The sequence below is a fragment of the Shewanella sp. SNU WT4 genome (assembly GCF_006494715.1).
Lineage (GTDB): Bacteria > Pseudomonadota > Gammaproteobacteria > Enterobacterales > Shewanellaceae > Shewanella.
The window spans coordinates 1,261,249-1,278,488 of the sequence record NZ_CP041151.1 but is presented as its reverse complement, the minus strand read 5'-3'; the positions used below and the strand labels follow the sequence as shown (position 1 = coordinate 1,278,488).

Sequence of the window (17,240 nt, the reverse complement as noted above, 5' to 3'; positions counted from 1 at the left end):
GTGACTGTGGATATTTATCTGGTTGGCGGCGCAGTGCGTGACCGTTTATTAGGCTTAGACGTTAAAGACAAAGATTATATGGTGGTCGGCGCCAGCGCCGAGCAAATGCTGGCCTTAGGTTATCGCCAAGTAGGTAAAGATTTCCCAGTATTTTTGCATCCCAACACTCAAGCGGAATACGCGCTCGCGCGCACTGAGCGTAAAGTGGCGAGTGGTTATGCCGGCTTTGTATGTGATGCCAGTGCCAACGTCACTTTAGAGCAAGATCTCATGCGCCGGGATTTAACCATTAATGCCATTGCCGAAGATACTCATGGCCAATTGCATGACCCTTATCATGGCCTTGATGATCTTAAGAGCAAAACCTTAAGGCATGTGTCTGACGCCTTTGTTGAAGATCCGCTTAGAGTGTTAAGGGTCGCACGCTTTGCCGCCCGCTTTGCATCCCTTGGCTTTAGTGTCGCCAATTCAACCTTAAGCTTAATGCGCACAATAGCTGAGAGTGGCGAGCTTGAAAGCTTAAGCGCTGAGCGCATTGCTGTTGAAATTGAAAAAGCGTTGACCACAAAAAATCCAGAAGTTTTTTTTCAGGTGCTGCGAGCCTGCGGCGCGCTCAACGTGATAATGCCAGAACTCGATGCCCTCTTTGGCGTGCCGCAACCAGAAATTTATCATCCAGAAATAGATACTGGGCTTCATAGCCTATTAGTGCTGCAACAAGCCTGTTTATTGACCGATGACCCAGCGCTGCGCTTTGCAGCCTTAGTGCATGACTTAGGTAAAGCCTTAACCCCTAAAAATAAGTGGCCCAGCCATCATGGCCATGATTTGCTCGGTATTAAACCTGTGACTCGCTTATGTGAACGCTTGCGTCTGCCCAACAACTATAAACAGTTAGCGCTTATGGCCACTGAATTTCACCAATTGCTACATACCATTGAGCAACTGCGCGCCGAAACCATACTGAAAATTTTTAATAAGACAGATATGTGGCGTAAACCCGAACGCTTAGAAGCACTGATAGTTATCTGTACTGCAGATAGTCGTGGACGATACGGATTTGAGAATAAAGCGTATCCACGAGGTCAATATCTGCGCGAATGTTACCAACTTGCTAGGCAAATTGATGTGCGCGTTATATTAGACCAAGGTTATCAAGGTGCTGAAATCAAAGAAAAACTTGAAGAAATGCGACTAAAGATAATTAATGACAAAAAAACCGCAAGATAGGATTTACAAAAGATAACCATACTAGTAATATGCACCCGAAATCCGTTACACTTTGATTAAATTTGATTTAGTAAACGGGCACCATGCAGTTTTTTCATAGCAAAATAAAATAGCTATGACATAATCATGCTGTATATGTCGTTATCACAATGTTAGTAACTACATATTTTTTTTTAAACCTATATCTTTAAGGGATGCTACATGAACAAGAAATTAATGATGATTGCTGGTGTTGCTATGACTGCTATGCTGGGTGGCTGTGCTAACACTACTGCTCTGGAAGAAAGCGTTGCAAACTTAGGTAACAAAGTTGATCAGCTGTCTTCTGAAGTTAGCTCTATGAAAAATGAGCAAGGCAAAGTAGCTGCTGACGCTCGTGCTGCTAAGAACGCAGCTATGGACGCTCAAGCTGAAGCTAAGCGCGCCAACGACCGTATCGATAACATGTCTTCTAAGTACAAGAAGTAATGATATCAATTTCGGCAACACACCCGTGTTGCCGAAATATTTTTTGCTGTAATCCCCAGAGTTACCACCAAAATTACCAGTCATTCCAGCTTTAAATTAATTACCTTTTTACTTCTTCTTAGCTATCACTAAACGATAATCAAACTCTAATCCTGTAATGGCTTGACTCGCTATTGCTTGCCTTTGTTTATCATTAGCGCGCCACGCATACGGTGTCATATCCAATAAAGTTAATGCTTGCTCACCGCTCACATCTGCTTGCCACGCTATGGTTTCAGTAGCAACCACAGTTAACGAATCCGGCAAATCAAGACTGAAGGCTTTAGCTTCTAAGCTTGGATATAACTGCTCGCGAATTTGCCACAAGTGACGAGGCCCAACCACAACCATTAAGGCCATACCGCCTTGCTTGAGCACCCGTAAGTATTCTTTGCCTTTAATAGGCTTATCTATCAAGGTCAGTAGATCAAACGCCTCATCATGGTAAGGCAATCGCTTAGTGGAGCTTTGGCATAAACTAACATCGTTAAGATTCTTGGCCGCCACAAATAACGCATTTTCGGCTTCAGTGAAACCATGAGGTTGTAGGCTTAAACCTGAGTCTTGCAAGCTGTCTTTAAGCGCACCTAAATAAAATCCATCACCACAATCATAATCCAGCCACTGATAATCTTGCCCTTGAGTAAAATGGGCAGCGACGAACGGCTTCATCTTGGCGACGATTGGCGTCAGCATGCCACTGGCAAGCAAAAACATCCGCGAGCGCATTTGCGCGCGACTAAGACTTGCACCCTTTTCTTTCTTTGATTTAGCAAACACCCAATAACCGGCTTCATTCAATGGAAACTTATGGTGCTGCTCACAATGTAAGTCTTTGGTCGTCAAATAGGATTTTAGTGATTGCTGGCAGATGGGGCACTGAAAAAATGAGCTCATGTTGGTGTCCTAAAACAGCATCACCCAGACAACGCTGGGTGATGCTTGATAAATTAACTTGGTATTCTTAGAGGAAAATAAAACCACATAAGAACACGCCTAAGGCTAAACGATAGATAACAAATGGGGTCATGCCCATCTTGCTAATTATCTTCAGAAAATAGTGAATACAGAAATAAGCCGCCACAAATGACACTACCACGCCAAGGCCAAGGGCTTGCCAATCTATGGTAAGGCCTTCAGTAATAATGTCTTTCGTCATTAGGGTGGCTGCACCCAAGATCACTGGAATTGACATTAAAAACGAGAAACGCGCGGCCGCATCACGATTTAGCCCCAGCAGCAGCGCTGCTGTCATAGTAATACCGCTGCGAGAAGTACCAGGAATTAATGCTAGCACCTGCGCAAAACCAATCAAGAGCGCCTTGCGCCAGCCAGTTTGATATTCGCTTAATTCGCAGCGCGCCATTTTGTCGCCGTACCATAAGAACAAGCCAAAAATCACAGTGGTCACGGCAATAATACCAGGGCCACGCAAATAGGTTTCGACCCAATCTTTGGCTAAAAAGCCAATTACCACAGCAGGCAAGGTGGCTAAGATAATCCACCACGCTAGCTTACTATCATCGCTATGCTCACCTTTGGCAATACTCGCTATCCAAGCAACCACCATGCGGCCAATTTCGACTCTAAAATATAAAACTACCGCCAGTAATGAACCAATATGCACGGCTACATCAAAGGATAAGCCTTGATCTTCCCAACCAAACAATTGCGCTGGCAAGATTAAATGCGCGCTACTTGAAATCGGTAAAAACTCAGTTAACCCTTGAATTAACGCGAGAATAATAACTTGAAACGTGTCCATGAACGTCCTTATTGTGAGACTTGTGGTGGCCAGTCAAACTCAACAACCCATAAGCGCTGCGGCTTAGAGTAAGCTTGCCAAAGTGTTTGATAATTCTTTCCTGTTAGCGGATGCACGCGCGTTGCGGCGATTTCAGCCAAAGGTTGCAATACAAAAGCATTTTCAGTGATTTCAGCCCGCGGTAATTCCACCGGCTCTTGACACACTAAATCGTCATACAGCAATAAATCAATATCTAAGGTGCGAGAGCTAAATTTTTGTGAACTAGGTAAGCGCCCATGAGCGGCTTCTATGGTCTTGAATAAACTAACAACTTCACTCACAGGTAACGAGGTTTCTGCCGCCACTACCATGTTTAAAAAATTACCGCCGTCAAAACCAACGGCTTCACTTTCGTAAACCGACGATAAAGTTAACGCATCAAATTGCTGTGCAAGGTCATGTAATCCTTGCCATAAATAATGTTCAGGCTGAATATTACTGCCCAAACTAATAAAAATACTGGCCATCTTGCTACCGCTGTTATTGCTGATTAGTCATGTCCGCGCACTATTTCTACGCCAACGGCTCGCGCGTGAGGGACTGCCCCAGGCTTCATTACTCGCACCTTGACCCACAAGACGCCAAACTCTGTCATCACGCACTTAGCCACACGTTCAGCCACAGTTTCAATCAATTCAATCGGTTCTGCGGTAATTAACGCAGTTAAACGTTTACTGACGGTTTCATAACATAAGGCTTGCTCATAATCATCGCCATGGGCCGCTGCGCGATTATCCCATGCCATGTCTAAATCTAAATACAGACTCTGATGCAGTTTCTTTTCCCACTCATACACACCAATAATGGTGTCAATTTTGAGTTCCCGAATTAATACCTTGTCCATCATATCCTCCAATGGGTTGAGGTCAGATAAGTGTTAACCGCTAAGCCGGCGTATAATACGCGACATGATACTTTGTTAGCACGAATTCAGCGTAAATTTAGTAACAATTGTTATGATCACAGTCCAAATAATGACTTTCGATCCGCCGATTTACCAAGTAGGATAGCCAACGCCAGTTACTCCATCGATTTGCTTGTATTAGCAAAGTGAATAACGGCGGAATAATACCCCAAGAGTGCAAAGGAAACCAACGTGAACGACACGCTTATCATTATCATGATGACAATTTCAGCTTACTTAGCAGGCTCAGTGTCGAGCGCAGTACTTGTGTGTCGCTTACGAGGATTACCTGATCCGCGCACCCAAGGTTCTGGCAATCCAGGCGCGACTAACGTGCTGCGTATTGGCGGCGCCAGTGCTGCGGCCATGGTGCTATTTTTTGACATGCTAAAAGGCGCTGCACCTGCGTATGTCGCCTATTTATTGGGAATTAGCGGCGTGTGGATTGGCTTAATTGCCATTGCGGCGTGCTTGGGTCATATCTACCCAATCTTCTTTAACTTTCAAGGTGGTAAAGGTGTTGCCACTGCCTTTGGTGCTATGGCGCCCATTGGCGATGACCTTGCGCTTGCCCTGCTAGGCAGCTGGTTAGTGTTAGTGCTGATCACGCGCTACTCATCGTTAGCCGCGATTTTAACCGCCTTGTTAGCGCCAGTGTATACCTATTATTTAGATGACAGATTTACCTTACCTGTGGCCATGCTCAGCACCTTAATTGTTATCCGTCATCGCGCTAATATTCAGCGGTTATTAAATGGTAAAGAGCCTAGATTCAATTTGAAAACTAAGCTCAAATCCAAATTCAAAACTAAACGCTCATCCAAGAGCGAATCCGACTAATCACGCCACACTCACGAGTCGGCGCGTGTGCCTAACCATTGATAATGATGGTTAGGCTTTTGATGAATAAGCCCCCGCCCCAGCATGTCTTTAAACAAACCATCTACAGCATCAACGGTTAAATTAAAGCGCTTAGCAATGGCTTTTTTAGAGCAGCTGATATCACCTTGAGCCAACATCAAACACACTTCATCAAACAGACTTAATGGTTCAACATCATCAACAACATGCTCATCCAGATGAAGCCGTAATGGCAAGTCAACGTCTATGTTGTTGCTGCTTGGCGATAACATCGGGCGATAGTTGTGGTAGTAATGCCTAAAACGTAGCTCTTCACCGATTACGCTCACGAAAAACGCCGCGAATAAATCCAGCAATACCGATAAAAACACCACGAGTCCGAGCTGCGCATTACCACTGCTAATGCCAAGGGCTGCCGCTAATGACTCAATCAAGCCAATAATCGAGCCTTGTGACGCCACAGGTAAACTATCACGCTCGAGCGCTAAGGCTTGTTGCTGCTTACGTAAGTCACTATTTTGCTTTTGAATTTGACGAACGCCGGTCGCGATACGCTCCATCTCAATGTACTTTTGCGCCGCTTCATTATTGAGCGCAATTTGCGCGTCAATCGCTGCGATTTGAGCATTGAAACTGTCAATTTTGCTGCTGGCTTGATGCACATGAGCAGCCGCTTGATTGGTAGCCGCATTAATACCACCGATACTGCCGCCAATCGAAATTAACGCCAACACCCCATAAAATAATAACGACACCAGTGCGCCGGCATAATTGTGGTGAGCACGACGCTCGCCAAATTCATACCAGGCATAAAATTTACCTAATTCAAATATGACGGCCAACGAGCCAAACAACCACTGCATCATAGGGTTGTCGTCGATAGACAAGAAGAGTAATAACGAAAATACAATCGAGGCTAAAATCGAGGCGCCGCTTAATAATCCCACTAAGCTTAATGCAAATGGCCCCTTGGGATAGCGCAGTTCAACCGAAGCGTGATAGAGCATGACATAACCGACAAAATAACAAAGGTCGGCAGCATACCCGAAAGATAGCGAGAAAGTGACTTTGAAAAGTAAATTTAAGGTTCAATCGGCTGCAAAAACAGCAATTAGCAGCCGATCTCAGTAAAACTAAGGCTTAAACCGCAGTAAGCGTATCTAACGGCCAGCGCGGTTGCCCCTTCACAGTTAAGGATTCAGACTCACCAGCGTTCAGACGTTTAATACCCGCATAAGCAATCATGGCGCCATTGTCAGTACAAAACTCACCGCGCGGATAAAACACTTGGCCGCCAATGGACTGCATCAGCTCCCCTAAAGTTTGCTGTAAACGCAAGTTAGCACTCACGCCGCCGGCTATCACTAAACGCTTATGACCAGTCTCTTTCAAGGCGCGGCGACACTTAATGGCTAAGGTGTCAACCACAGCTTCTTCAAATGCTAAGGCGATATTAGCGCGCGTTTGCTCATCATCGGCTTCTTTGGCTATGGTATTGGCCGCAAAGGTTTTTAAACCAGAGAAACTCATATCAAGCCCAGGTCTGTCAGTCATTGGCCGCGGGAACTTATAATGACCAGTTTCGCCTTTGGCTGCCATTTTCGCTAAACGAGGCCCGCCAGGATAATCAAGCCCCATAAGCTTAGCGGTTTTATCAAAGGCTTCACCGGCGGCGTCATCAATGGATTCACCCATGACGTGATAGCGACCTATGCCTTGCACATCGACCAGCATAGTGTGGCCACCAGACACCAGTAAGGCGACAAACGGAAATTCCGGCGCATTATCTTCAAGCATGGGCGCCAATAAGTGACCTTCCATGTGATGCACGCCAACCGCAGGTACATTCCATGCGTAAGCCAGTGACCGGCCAACACATGCACCGACAAGCAAGGCACCAATCAAACCAGGACCTTTGGTGTAAGCCACGCCATCAATCGACTCTGGGCTAATATCAGCCTTTTGCATGGCTTCACGGATCAAGGGGATGATCTTGCGCACATGGTCTCTTGACGCTAACTCAGGCACCACACCGCCGTAATCCGCATGCAGCTTAACCTGGCTATACAAGGTATGCGCCATTAGCCCCAGTGTATCGTCATAAATGGCGATTCCCGTTTCATCACAAGATGTTTCTATACCTAAAACCCGCATTGTCTCTCACTGGCTATGATTGTTAAGCGGCAATTCTAGCCTGACTGACCTGTTTACTCCAGCCTAAGGCACTGCAATTGAGCTTTTAGCAAAGCAGGGGTTTACTTTTGATGACGAATCAGGATAAAATTTCGCACCATTTTTGAAATCCCTTGACCGAGGCGCACCAACAGAGGTGTTAGTGAAGCTGGTCAATACAAATTTACACCTAAGGGGTGATGGCGTATGCCAATTATTAAAGTACGTGAAAATGAACCATTCGACGTAGCTCTGCGTCGTTTTAAGCGCTCTTGTGAAAAAGCTGGTATTCTGGCTGACGTACGTGCTCGTGAATTCTACGAGAAACCAACTACTGCACGTAAGCGCGCTAAAGCCGCTGCAGTAAAGCGTCTTGCTAAGAAGCTTTCTCGCGAAAACGCTCGTCGCGTACGTTTATATTAATCTCATTATGAGCCTAATAGATCAGCTAAAAGCCGAGATGAAAGTGGCCCTAGTCGCAAAAGAAAAGTTGCGTCTAGGAACCATACGCATGGCTCTGGCGGCCATCAAACAAATTGAAGTGGATACCCGCGAATCTTTGACTGATGAACAAGCCTTAGCTGTGTTAACCAAAATGGTCAAACAACGTCGCGACTCACAGACTCAATATGAGGCTGCAGGTCGTACTGAGTTAGCCGCAACGGAAGCCGCTGAGATTCTGGTCATTGAATCTTTCCTGCCTACCCCGTTAACCGACGCTGAAATCAGTGACATCATAGATGCCACTATCAGCGATACCGGTGCAGCGACCATGGCGGATATGGGCAAAGTAATGGGAGCACTGAAGTCTAAAGTGCAAGGTAGAGCGGACATGAGCGCCCTTGGCGCTATTATCCGAGCTAAATTGCAATAAGTCTTAGCTTCTGTGTATGAACAAGCCGTGCGTATGCGCGGCTTGTTTGTTTATAATCAAGCTGTTTTATTGGAGCCGTGACACTCACCTATGGCAATACCCCGTGATTTTATTAATGATTTGGTTGCTCGCATCGATATTGTCGATCTAATCAATCATAGAGTTCCGCTCAAAAAAGCGGGCAAAAATTACAGTGCCTGTTGTCCATTCCACAGTGAAAAATCACCCTCCTTTACCGTTAGTCGCGATAAGCAGTTTTATCACTGTTTTGGCTGCGGCGCCCATGGCAATGCAATTGATTTTGTTATGGAATATGATCGCCTCGATTTTATCGATGCCATCGAAGATTTAGCCGGACAATTGGGATTAGAGGTACCGCGCGAGAATAGCCCGAATAAACGTCGGGACGATGGCTTAAGCCGGGATCTATACCAATTAATGGAAGAAGCGAATCACTTTTTCCAGCACAGTCTGCGTCACCATGCTGACAAGCAACAAGTATGGCAATATTTAGAACGCCGTGGGCTAAGCGAAGACATAGTCACCAGTTTTGGCATTGGCTTTGCGCCCCCGGGGTGGGATGGCTTATTAGGAAAATATAAGCATCATCCTGAAAATCAAGAAAAACTACTCACAGCTGGTATGCTCATCGCCAAAGATGGTGGTGGCCGTTATGACCGTTTTCGCGACAGACTCATGTTCCCTATTCGCGATAGACGTGGCCGCGTAGTAGGCTTTGGCGGTCGAGTCTTAGGTGATGGTACGCCCAAGTACTTGAATTCACCAGAAACGCCCATATTTCATAAGGGTAACGAACTCTATGGCCTGTATGAGCTCAAACAAGCTCATCGCGATGTCGACACTGTTATGGTCGTCGAAGGCTATATGGACGTGGTAGCACTAGCGCAATTTGGTATCGATTACGCGGTAGCATCGCTTGGCACCTCAACCACCGCCGAGCAATTTCAGCTATTACTGCGAAATTCCAAACGCGTGGTCTGTTGTTACGATGGCGATAAAGCAGGAACTGAAGCCGCATGGCGCGCCTTAGAAACGGCTTTACCATTACTTAAACCTGGCGACAATGTCCGCTTTATGTTTTTGCCCCAAGGCGAAGATCCGGACTCATTAGTCAGACAAATAGGTAAACAAGCCTTCGAGCAACGCATTAGCGAAGCCAGTAGTTTAGAGCAGTTTTTATTTACCCGTCTTGGGGAAAACCACCCTAACGACAAAGGCAGTTATGCGCAGCAAGCTATTAATCTAATAGAAAAAATTCAAGATAGCGTGTTGCAAAATATTTTGCTGGAAAGCTTGTCTCATACCTTAGGTATGAACAGTGCGGATGATTTAAAAAAGAAACTAGGCTTTACCACCAATGCCAAGCGGCAACAGGTGAATGCCAAAGGATTAAAAGGCCGCGGTACGCCGCTGCGCCTTGCTATTGCCTTGTTAGTGCAACAACCGCACATAGGCTATCAATTGGTAGCGCAACCGGCCTTAAGCCAATTAACACTGCCAGGTATTACCCTGCTCAACGAATTACTAGCCCTAACTCGTCAGCAAGTTTTCACCACAGCCCAACTGCTTGAGCACTTTAGGGAACACAGTCAAGTGACTGCCATGAAGAAACTAGCTCAATGGGATCATCAGGTTGCGGATGAAAATGTTGATATCGAGTTTAAAAAGTCCTTGGTATGGCTCAATCATCAATATATTGACCTAAGGTACCAAGAACTGAGTCTTAAACAGACTCACACCAAAGAAGAAAGGATACAGCTACAGAAGCTTATCGCTATAATGAAAGCAAAAACTTGATTTAAGGCATGTACTTGCCTATCTAGCACTAGCTTAGAAAGCGCTAGATGACTATAATTGACGATTTGCGCCGCACAGTATTATCTGTGCTGGGCGTCGTTGTAACAGTTACCCAACTTGGATGATATCTATGGATCACACTCCGCAGTCGCAACTTAAACTGTTGCTAGCCAAAGGTAAAGAGCAAGGTTATTTAACCTATGCAGAAGTAAACGATCACTTGCCTGCAGACATGGTCGACTCTGACCAGATCGAAGATATTATCCAGATGATCAATGACATGGGTATTCGCGTTTATGAAGAAGCGCCGGATGCCGATGACATCATGATGTCAGAAGACAGCACAGATGAAGATGCCGCTGAAGAAGCTGCGGCTGCGCTGGCGACCGTTGAAAGTGAACTGGGCCGCACCACCGACCCAGTGCGCATGTATATGCGTGAAATGGGTACAGTAGAACTGCTGACTCGTGAAGGCGAAATTGTTATCGCTAAGCGTATTGAAGAAGGTATCAACACAGTACAAAGTTCTGTGTCTGAATACCCGCAAGCAATCGCCATGATCCTTGAGCAGTATGACCAATACATAGCTGAAGAAATTCGCTTGTCTGACATCATTTCTGGATTCGTTAATCCAGATGAAGACGTTGCACCGACCGCCACTCACATTGGTTCTGAATTATCTGATGAAGATTTAGATGATGAAGACGAAGATGACGATGACGATGACGACAGCGCTGATGAAGAAGAAGGCAATAAAGGCCCAGATCCTGAAGAAGCTCGTGAGCGTTTTGCCCAATTACGCAGCGCCTATGAAGCTGGCTTAAAAATTATTGATGTCAAAGGACGTAACCATCCTGAAGCAGTACGGGCACTGTTTGAAATCGGCGAAATTTTCAAAGAATTCCGCTTGATGCCAAAGCAGTTTGACCGTCTGGTTAAGAGCATGCGCTCCATGATGGATCGCGTACGCGTTCAAGAGCGTCTGATCCTTAAGTTGTGTGTTGAACAAGCTAAGATGCCAAAGAAAAACTTCGTTAAAGCCTTTACTGGCAACGAAAGCAGCTTGGTATGGTTTACAACCGAATTAGCCGCTAACAAGCCATACGCAGAAGGCTTGCGCATGGTTGAAGATGACGTAGTTCGCTGCGCCAGCAAGTTACAAGCCGTTGAGCAAGAAACCGGTTTATCGATTGAGTCGATTAAAGACATCAACCGTCGCATGAGCATTGGTGAAGCTAAAGCTCGTCGCGCTAAGAAAGAAATGGTTGAAGCTAACTTACGTCTGGTAATTTCTATCGCTAAGAAATACACCAACCGTGGTTTACAGTTCTTGGATTTGATCCAAGAAGGTAATATCGGTTTGATGAAAGCGGTAGATAAATTTGAATACCGTCGTGGTTATAAGTTCTCTACCTATGCGACTTGGTGGATCCGACAGGCAATCACGCGTTCAATCGCTGACCAAGCCCGTACTATCCGTATTCCAGTGCATATGATTGAAACCATTAACAAGCTGAACCGTATCTCGCGTCAAATGCTGCAGGAAATGGGCCGTGAGCCGTCGCCTGAAGAATTGGCAGAGCGTATGTTGATGCCAGAAGACAAGATTCGTAAAGTGCTCAAAATCGCTAAAGAGCCAATTTCCATGGAAACCCCTATCGGTGACGATGAAGATTCGCATTTAGGTGATTTTATCGAGGATACTACCCTCGAATTACCACTGGATTCTGCCACCAGCGAAAGCTTGAAAAATGCTACCCACGAAGTGTTAGCAGGCTTAACCGCTCGTGAGGCTAAAGTACTGCGTATGCGTTTTGGTATTGATATGAATACCGACCACACGCTGGAAGAAGTAGGTAAGCAGTTTGATGTAACTCGTGAGCGTATTCGTCAGATTGAAGCGAAAGCGCTGCGTAAATTGCGTCACCCTTCACGCTCAGAAATTCTGAAATCATTCCTCGACGAATAGTCGTAACGGCATGATAAATTAAGCCCCGCACTGCGGGGCTTTTTATTGGCTGCGATTTAGCTGGCCTCAACCTCACATGACCAAGCACAAAGTATCAAGCACCAAATACCAAATACCAAATACCAAATACCAAGCGTTAGCCATTCACTTAAGCCTGCAATGCCCTAATCTATTCCAATTTAACCAAAACTGTTTAACAGATGACCAATCGCACCAACATACGGGATTTATTCAGTTTTTAGTGGTGACAAGCGTTTTGAAACTTCGTATACTCCGTTGCGCTTAAGGTAGTGACGATTACCGCGAGCCGGCCCCTTAGCTCAGTTGGTTAGAGCACACGACTCATAATCGTTAGGTCCACGGTTCAAGTCCGTGAGGGGCCACCATATTCTGATAAGGCGTAGCTGGTTAGTAACCACTACGCCTTTTTCATATCTGCTCAAATTGCCTGTAGTTATGCCCTGAAGGATCCCCTCATAAATCGGCCATAGCATAGCCATATTTGAGTAACTGATTGGCGAATAATACCCACGCCGCCAGCAATTCTTTCTCCGTGATTTGATAATCAGGCCGCCTGAGTACCTCCAATCCCAAGCGAATCGTTGAGAGTACCGTTCGATGCCCAATGGTATTGGCCTGAAAATGTTCTGGTCTAATTCCATCGGACACTTAATTTTGAGACAGTATGGTCAATAAATTAAGAGGTCGACATGAGTTTAAAAAAATCACATAAAAGTTATCCGCAGACATTCAAAGACGAAGCCGTCTTAATGGTGCTAGAACAGGGCTATAGCTGTCTCTACTACACAAATTATTAGCAAAAAATGGAACTTTCTTGACTGGCGATGATCAGATCATGCAAATTCACTCACTTCATCATTTTTAATGTCAATTTTTAACCCGAACAAATGGGCATATGATCACTTTCATCATGCTGAGCTAGGTGATAAACGACGAGCGGCAAGGTTAACCGTCGTCGCTGAACACATGGCGATTGGCAGCGGTAAATCGGTTGCCAGATCTTGTAATGGTGAAGATGCCAAACTCGAAGGAGCCTATCGATTGATCCGCAATGATAATGTTAGCCCATCTATGATCAGAGCCGCCGGTTTTGCTCGCACCGCCCAAGCGATTGAAAATATAAATGAAATACTTGCTCTCGAAGACACGACAGCCCTGAGTTATAAGCACAGTGTGGCGTCTGAATTAGGGAAATTAGGCAAACCTACCGATAAGTCTCGTGGTTGGTGGGTTCATTCTGTCTTGCTACTGGATAGCCATACTTCTCGGACCTTGGGCTTGATCCACCAAGATTGGTGGTGTCGACCTGATAATCCCAACGAGGCCGATGAAAAAGAGAGCGGTAAATGGGCCGATGCATCCTATTTTACGCGGCAACGCTTGCAGGCTCACATGTCGCGAGTGATCTCAGTGTGTGATAGAGAAGCGGATATCATGCATTATTTATCGGATAAACAATCACATAGTGAACGGTTTGTGGTGCGGGCAAAACATGCAAGAAACCTAGTAGAATACGAGGCTAAGCTGTTTGAGCACATGGATAGTCATCCCGTTACCGGCGGATACACCATCGCCATCCCACAAAAAGGCATAAAGGAAGCCAGTGGGAAAAGCAAGAATCGTCCCTCGCGAACAGCCAAACTCACCCTCAAAGCCAGTGCGGTTAACATCAAACATAATCGTCAGCAGCATGCGATTAATGTGGTGTACGCACAAGAGCTCAATCCTCCCCAAGGTGAAGATGGACTATCTTGGATGCTACTGACCAGTGAGCCGATTGACACGTTGGCGCAGCAACTTCATGTGATTGATATTTATACCACTAGATGGCGCATTGAGGACTTTCATAAGGCGTGGAAAACCGGCGCGGGGGTTGAAAGGTTACGCATGACATCGCCAGACAACCTTGAGCGAGCGGCCTCGATACTTTGCTTTATTGGTGTGCGGCTACTGCAACTTCGGGAAGTGATGAGCCTGCCAATTTATCTGAGAAAAAGAGGGCAAATCGAAGCAGCGCAAAGCATGGAAAATCAAAGCTGCAGCAATGTCTTAGAGAATGATGAATGGCGAGTACTGATGCAGCTCTACAAGCCAAGGGGACATAAAGGCAAAGAAGCCCCAAATATGAAGTGGGCTTATCAATCCTTGGCCAAACTAGGAGGCTTTAATGATAGCAAGCGCACGGGAATGGCCAGCTGGTCCACGATTTGGGAGGGATGGGATGATCTTCAGGCTCAGGTAAAGGGGTATCGCTTAGCCAAAGCCCTATTTGAAGCCGGAGAAACGCTATGAGATCTGATCAAGAGACAGAACCTGAGCAGTTTCAGTTTTAACACCAACAAAGCGCATCGATGGGCGTGTTGATGCTTCCGCTATTGCATCAGCATCGATGTAATCATTTTTATTAGTTTTAACGTAAGGTTTAACGTACTGCGGAGGAATGAGTTTAACTTCGTGCCCAAAAGACTGGCACTTTCGAGCGAGCCAATGTGAGCCACCACATGACTCCATAGCTATGATTGTTGCGGGTATTTGAGCTAAAAACTCAATAAGTTTTGCGCGAGATAAATGCTTTCGAAATTGCTCTCGACCGCTATAGTCATGAGCAACAAGATGAAAAGAAGATTTGCCTAAATCGATCCCAATTACTTTAATAGTAGACATGATGGTTCGCCTCTTTGTTTGCCTAACCCTAAGCTTAGCTTAGGGGTGAGGCGGACCATCTAATTAAGCCCGCTACAGGGGCAACGGACTTTGGGTAACACGCGAGTATCACTGTGATGGCTACAACCAGATGAATACTCGCGATATTAACAGTTAAGAGTCAGATCTAATGGCTTAGGCTTTAACGACTTTCACTGTGTTGGTGCCATCGGCATGTTGGTAAACACCGTGAATATCAGTTTCAAAGCCTGGGTAATGCTGGCCAATTTCACACAGCATGACTAAGAAATCTAATACTGGACGAGACTCTTCAGTAATCATCTCACCTGGCAACACCAAAGGTACTCCTGGTGGGTAAGGTAAGATCATGTTGGCACTTATGCGGTTCACCATTTGTTGCAATGGAATTTCTTCAATCTGACCACGCAATTCTTGCTGCCATGCATTGTGTGGCGTCATCTTCATTTCTGGCAGTACGTCAAAGGCCTTGAACATAAGTTCAGGTAACTTATATTGCGCGGTTAAGTCATGAATACCTTGGGCCAACTCTTGAATGCGCATGTCTTTGTAGAAGCTTGGATCTTCTTCAAACAGTGATGGCAGGAAGCTCTTCACAGTTAAGTTCAAATCAAAGCCGCGCTTAAATTCAGTTAAGGCGCGCAGTAACTGCATGGCCTTGGGCTTATCGATACCGATAGAGAACAAGAACAGTAAGTTGTAAGGGCCAGTTTTTTCAACCACGATACCGTGCTCATCCAAATACTTAGCCACGATAGAGGCTGGAATACCTGTGCTTGCCATGCCACCGTTCTCATCCATACCTGGAGTTAAAATGGTGACTTTAACTGGGTCAAGATACATGTGGTTATCATCGATATCTTTAAAGCCATGCCAGTTATCTTCTGGTGCCAGCTTCCAACATTCAAAGGTATCAATATCATCAGGCTGCCACACGTCAAAGAACCAAGAGTCAGATTGCTCTCGTAGGCTCTTAATTTCTTTACGGAAACGAATAGCACGCTCAATTGATTCACGAATTAAACGCTTACCAGAGTTACCACGCATCATGGCCGCTGAAATCTCAGCCGAAGCTACAATGCCGTACTGTGGTGACGTTGAAGTGTGCATCATAAAGGCTTCATTGAACGACTCCTCTTCAACATCCCCCTTAATATGGATCATCGATGCCTGTGAGAAGGCTGCCAGCAGTTTATGGGTTGACTGCGTCTCGTAGAACACGCGGCCCGGCATAGCCTCACCGCTCATTCCGCACTTGCCTTCATAAATTGGGCTGAAGTTAGTGTATGGCACCCACGCAGAATCAAAATGAATGTACTTGGTTTTTAGCGTGTCTTTAATAAATTGGGTGTTATAGAACAGGCCATCATAAGTAGAGTTTGTCACTACCGCGTAGTTTGGCTGGCTAGCACCAGGGGTTGCAGCAATCTTAGCTTCAATGGCGTTAGCGCCAAATTCACTTTGTGGAATACCGCCTAAAATACCGTAAGCATTACGAGTAGGACGCAAGTACAGTGGCGTCACATCTGTCATCATCAATAAGTGAGTCAATGATTTATGACAGTTTCTATCCACCAGCACTGTGCTGCCAGCAGGCGCTGAGTACATACCGACAATCTTGTTGGCGGTTGAAGTGCCGTTAGTCACTATGTAAGAGCGATCAGCATTAAAGGTGCGGGCAATATATTCTTCGGCTTCTTTGTGAGGACCGGTATGATCCAGCAATGAACCCAGTTCAGGCATAGAAATGGAAATATCAGCCTTAAAGGTGTTCGCGCCATAAAAGTCGTAGAAAATACTACCAGCAGGGCTCTTGTTAAAGGCAGTGCCGCCCATGTGACCTGGAGTACAGAAAGTGTATTTACCTTCTTTCGCATACTTAAATAAGGCTTTGGTCAGAGGAGGTAAAATTGAATCTTGATAAGCATCAATCGCTTGACCCACTTTTACGCTGATATCAGCCGCTGAATCTAAGGTGTACTCAAAGAAATGGATATTTAAGCGCAGGTCGGTGAGCTTAATATCTAAGGTGGATTGATCATTAGCAAAGGTAAACAGTGGCAGCTTTTCATTGAGGCTATTAATGGTTGAGCATAAATCCATTGAATAAGTATCCCAGTCGAAAATCACGCCACAAATGCGGGCATTCATTTCAATCAGCTTAATCAAGTCTTGCTCATTCTCAGGATAAATAACCTTATAGCCTTTCGCTTGCAGCTCAGCTTCCAGTTCTTGCACTGGCACTTTTTTAAACAGTGCCTCGAGGTGGTTCATGATAGCAATAATGTTCATCTGAATTTCTCCAGGGTGAGTGAGGGCGCTCCCCTTGATGAATGGGAAGGAAAGCGCTGAAAACAAAGGATGAATGGGCGAGTTATTGGTTACTCGCCCAGCG

Annotated in this window: 15 protein-coding genes, 1 tRNA gene and 2 pseudogenes; 9 read left to right on the top strand and 9 right to left on the bottom strand. The window is 45.5% G+C overall.

Annotated features, from left to right (window positions below; all coding sequences use genetic code 11):
- The first annotated feature begins 6 nt into the window (after positions 1-6).
- Positions 7-1,230 (top strand): multifunctional CCA addition/repair protein, encoded by a 1,224-nt coding sequence (locus tag FJQ87_RS05845; protein WP_140931447.1) that lies wholly within the window; start codon positions 7-9, stop codon positions 1,228-1,230.
- Between the two features lie 201 nt (positions 1,231-1,431).
- Positions 1,432-1,698, top strand: coding sequence for an Lpp/OprI family alanine-zipper lipoprotein (locus tag FJQ87_RS05840; protein ID WP_140931444.1), 267 nt, complete (start codon positions 1,432-1,434; stop codon positions 1,696-1,698).
- A gap of 108 nt (positions 1,699-1,806) precedes the next feature.
- Here FJQ87_RS05840 and FJQ87_RS05835 read toward each other — a convergent pair whose 3' ends face one another.
- From FJQ87_RS05835 to folB, 4 genes are all read right to left on the bottom strand, one after another.
- Entirely contained in the window at positions 1,807-2,634 is an 828-nt protein-coding gene (locus tag FJQ87_RS05835; RefSeq protein ID WP_140931441.1) for an SAM-dependent methyltransferase, read from the bottom strand.
- Positions 2,635-2,701: 67 nt separating this feature from the next.
- Positions 2,702-3,502 (bottom strand): undecaprenyl-diphosphate phosphatase, encoded by an 801-nt coding sequence (locus FJQ87_RS05830; RefSeq protein ID WP_140931439.1) that lies wholly within the window; start codon positions 3,500-3,502, stop codon positions 2,702-2,704.
- Positions 3,503-3,510: 8 nt separating this feature from the next.
- Entirely contained in the window at positions 3,511-4,011 is a 501-nt protein-coding gene (folK, locus tag FJQ87_RS05825; protein ID WP_140931437.1) for a 2-amino-4-hydroxy-6-hydroxymethyldihydropteridine diphosphokinase, read from the bottom strand.
- A 23-nt stretch (positions 4,012-4,034) separates the two neighbouring features.
- Positions 4,035-4,388, bottom strand: a complete 354-nt coding sequence (folB, locus tag FJQ87_RS05820) for a dihydroneopterin aldolase (protein WP_140934005.1) — start codon at positions 4,386-4,388, stop codon at positions 4,035-4,037.
- A 252-nt stretch (positions 4,389-4,640) separates the two neighbouring features.
- On the opposite strand from folB, the gene plsY reads away from it, so the two are divergent.
- Positions 4,641-5,288, top strand: a complete 648-nt coding sequence (gene plsY, locus FJQ87_RS05815) for a glycerol-3-phosphate 1-O-acyltransferase PlsY (RefSeq protein ID WP_276613158.1) — start codon at positions 4,641-4,643, stop codon at positions 5,286-5,288.
- Between the two features lie 11 nt (positions 5,289-5,299).
- On the opposite strand, the gene FJQ87_RS05810 is transcribed toward plsY, so the two are convergent.
- Together FJQ87_RS05810 and tsaD are read right to left on the bottom strand one after the other, a co-directional pair.
- A complete protein-coding gene (locus FJQ87_RS05810; protein WP_140931434.1) occupies positions 5,300-6,316 on the bottom strand; it encodes a bZIP transcription factor in 1,017 nt (338 codons plus the stop codon).
- Positions 6,317-6,449: 133 nt separating this feature from the next.
- Positions 6,450-7,463, bottom strand: coding sequence for a tRNA (adenosine(37)-N6)-threonylcarbamoyltransferase complex transferase subunit TsaD (gene tsaD / locus FJQ87_RS05805; RefSeq protein ID WP_140931432.1), 1,014 nt, complete (start codon positions 7,461-7,463; stop codon positions 6,450-6,452).
- Positions 7,464-7,688: 225 nt separating this feature from the next.
- Here tsaD and rpsU point away from each other — a divergent pair, with 225 nt between their 5' ends.
- The 5 genes from rpsU (at position 7,689) to FJQ87_RS05780 (ending at position 12,528) form a co-directional block, all read left to right on the top strand.
- The gene (gene rpsU / locus FJQ87_RS05800; RefSeq protein WP_006080725.1) at positions 7,689-7,904 is read left to right on the top strand and encodes a 30S ribosomal protein S21; all 216 of its coding nucleotides are present in this window, start codon (positions 7,689-7,691) and stop codon (positions 7,902-7,904) included.
- Positions 7,905-7,911: 7 nt separating this feature from the next.
- On the top strand, positions 7,912-8,355 hold the full coding sequence (locus FJQ87_RS05795) for a GatB/YqeY domain-containing protein (protein ID WP_140931429.1): 444 nt from the start codon (positions 7,912-7,914) through the stop codon (positions 8,353-8,355).
- 90 nt (positions 8,356-8,445) lie between these two features.
- Complete coding sequence (gene dnaG / locus FJQ87_RS05790; protein WP_140931427.1) at positions 8,446-10,173, top strand: DNA primase; 1,728 nt, start codon at positions 8,446-8,448, stop codon at positions 10,171-10,173.
- 130 nt (positions 10,174-10,303) lie between these two features.
- On the top strand, positions 10,304-12,142 hold the full coding sequence (gene rpoD, locus FJQ87_RS05785) for an RNA polymerase sigma factor RpoD (protein ID WP_140931424.1): 1,839 nt from the start codon (positions 10,304-10,306) through the stop codon (positions 12,140-12,142).
- Positions 12,143-12,451: 309 nt separating this feature from the next.
- Positions 12,452-12,528: transfer RNA gene (locus FJQ87_RS05780), tRNA-Ile, on the top strand.
- A gap of 88 nt (positions 12,529-12,616) precedes the next feature.
- Here FJQ87_RS05780 and FJQ87_RS05775 read toward each other — a convergent pair.
- Positions 12,617-12,787, bottom strand: a pseudogene (locus FJQ87_RS05775) (IS4 family transposase); the annotation flags it as partial.
- A 240-nt stretch (positions 12,788-13,027) separates the two neighbouring features.
- Here FJQ87_RS05775 and FJQ87_RS05770 point away from each other — a divergent pair.
- The gene (locus tag FJQ87_RS05770; RefSeq protein ID WP_140931422.1) at positions 13,028-14,455 is read left to right on the top strand and encodes an IS4 family transposase; all 1,428 of its coding nucleotides are present in this window, start codon (positions 13,028-13,030) and stop codon (positions 14,453-14,455) included.
- Between the two features lie 9 nt (positions 14,456-14,464).
- On the opposite strand, the pseudogene FJQ87_RS05765 reads toward FJQ87_RS05770, so the two are convergent.
- Both FJQ87_RS05765 and cadA read right to left on the bottom strand, forming a co-directional pair.
- Positions 14,465-14,827: pseudogene (locus FJQ87_RS05765) on the bottom strand (transposase); the annotation flags it as partial.
- Between the two features lie 174 nt (positions 14,828-15,001).
- Positions 15,002-17,137 carry a lysine decarboxylase gene (gene cadA, locus FJQ87_RS05760; RefSeq protein WP_140931419.1) on the bottom strand — a complete coding sequence of 712 codons (2,136 nt, stop codon included), beginning with the start codon at positions 17,135-17,137 and terminating at the stop codon, positions 15,002-15,004.
- Between the last annotated feature and the right edge of the window lie 103 nt (positions 17,138-17,240).

What these genes read in the sequence shown, in the direction of transcription:
- FJQ87_RS05770 (WP_140931422.1), top strand. Translation starts at nt 13,028, where the DNA reads ATGTCAATTTTTAACCCGAACAAATGGGCATATGATCACTTTCATCAT.
- folB (WP_140934005.1), bottom strand. Translation starts at nt 4,388, where the DNA reads ATGGACAAGGTATTAATTCGGGAACTCAAAATTGACACCATTATTGGT.
- FJQ87_RS05830 (WP_140931439.1), bottom strand. Translation starts at nt 3,502, where the DNA reads ATGGACACGTTTCAAGTTATTATTCTCGCGTTAATTCAAGGGTTAACT.
- FJQ87_RS05810 (WP_140931434.1), bottom strand. Translation starts at nt 6,316, where the DNA reads ATGCTCTATCACGCTTCGGTTGAACTGCGCTATCCCAAGGGGCCATTT.
- dnaG (WP_140931427.1), top strand. Translation starts at nt 8,446, where the DNA reads ATGGCAATACCCCGTGATTTTATTAATGATTTGGTTGCTCGCATCGAT.
- tsaD (WP_140931432.1), bottom strand. Translation starts at nt 7,463, where the DNA reads ATGCGGGTTTTAGGTATAGAAACATCTTGTGATGAAACGGGAATCGCC.
- cadA (WP_140931419.1), bottom strand. Translation starts at nt 17,137, where the DNA reads ATGAACATTATTGCTATCATGAACCACCTCGAGGCACTGTTTAAAAAA.
- folK (WP_140931437.1), bottom strand. Translation starts at nt 4,011, where the DNA reads ATGGCCAGTATTTTTATTAGTTTGGGCAGTAATATTCAGCCTGAACAT.
- rpsU (WP_006080725.1), top strand. Translation starts at nt 7,689, where the DNA reads ATGCCAATTATTAAAGTACGTGAAAATGAACCATTCGACGTAGCTCTG.
- FJQ87_RS05835 (WP_140931441.1), bottom strand. Translation starts at nt 2,634, where the DNA reads ATGAGCTCATTTTTTCAGTGCCCCATCTGCCAGCAATCACTAAAATCC.
- FJQ87_RS05795 (WP_140931429.1), top strand. Translation starts at nt 7,912, where the DNA reads ATGAGCCTAATAGATCAGCTAAAAGCCGAGATGAAAGTGGCCCTAGTC.
- rpoD (WP_140931424.1), top strand. Translation starts at nt 10,304, where the DNA reads ATGGATCACACTCCGCAGTCGCAACTTAAACTGTTGCTAGCCAAAGGT.
- FJQ87_RS05840 (WP_140931444.1), top strand. Translation starts at nt 1,432, where the DNA reads ATGAACAAGAAATTAATGATGATTGCTGGTGTTGCTATGACTGCTATG.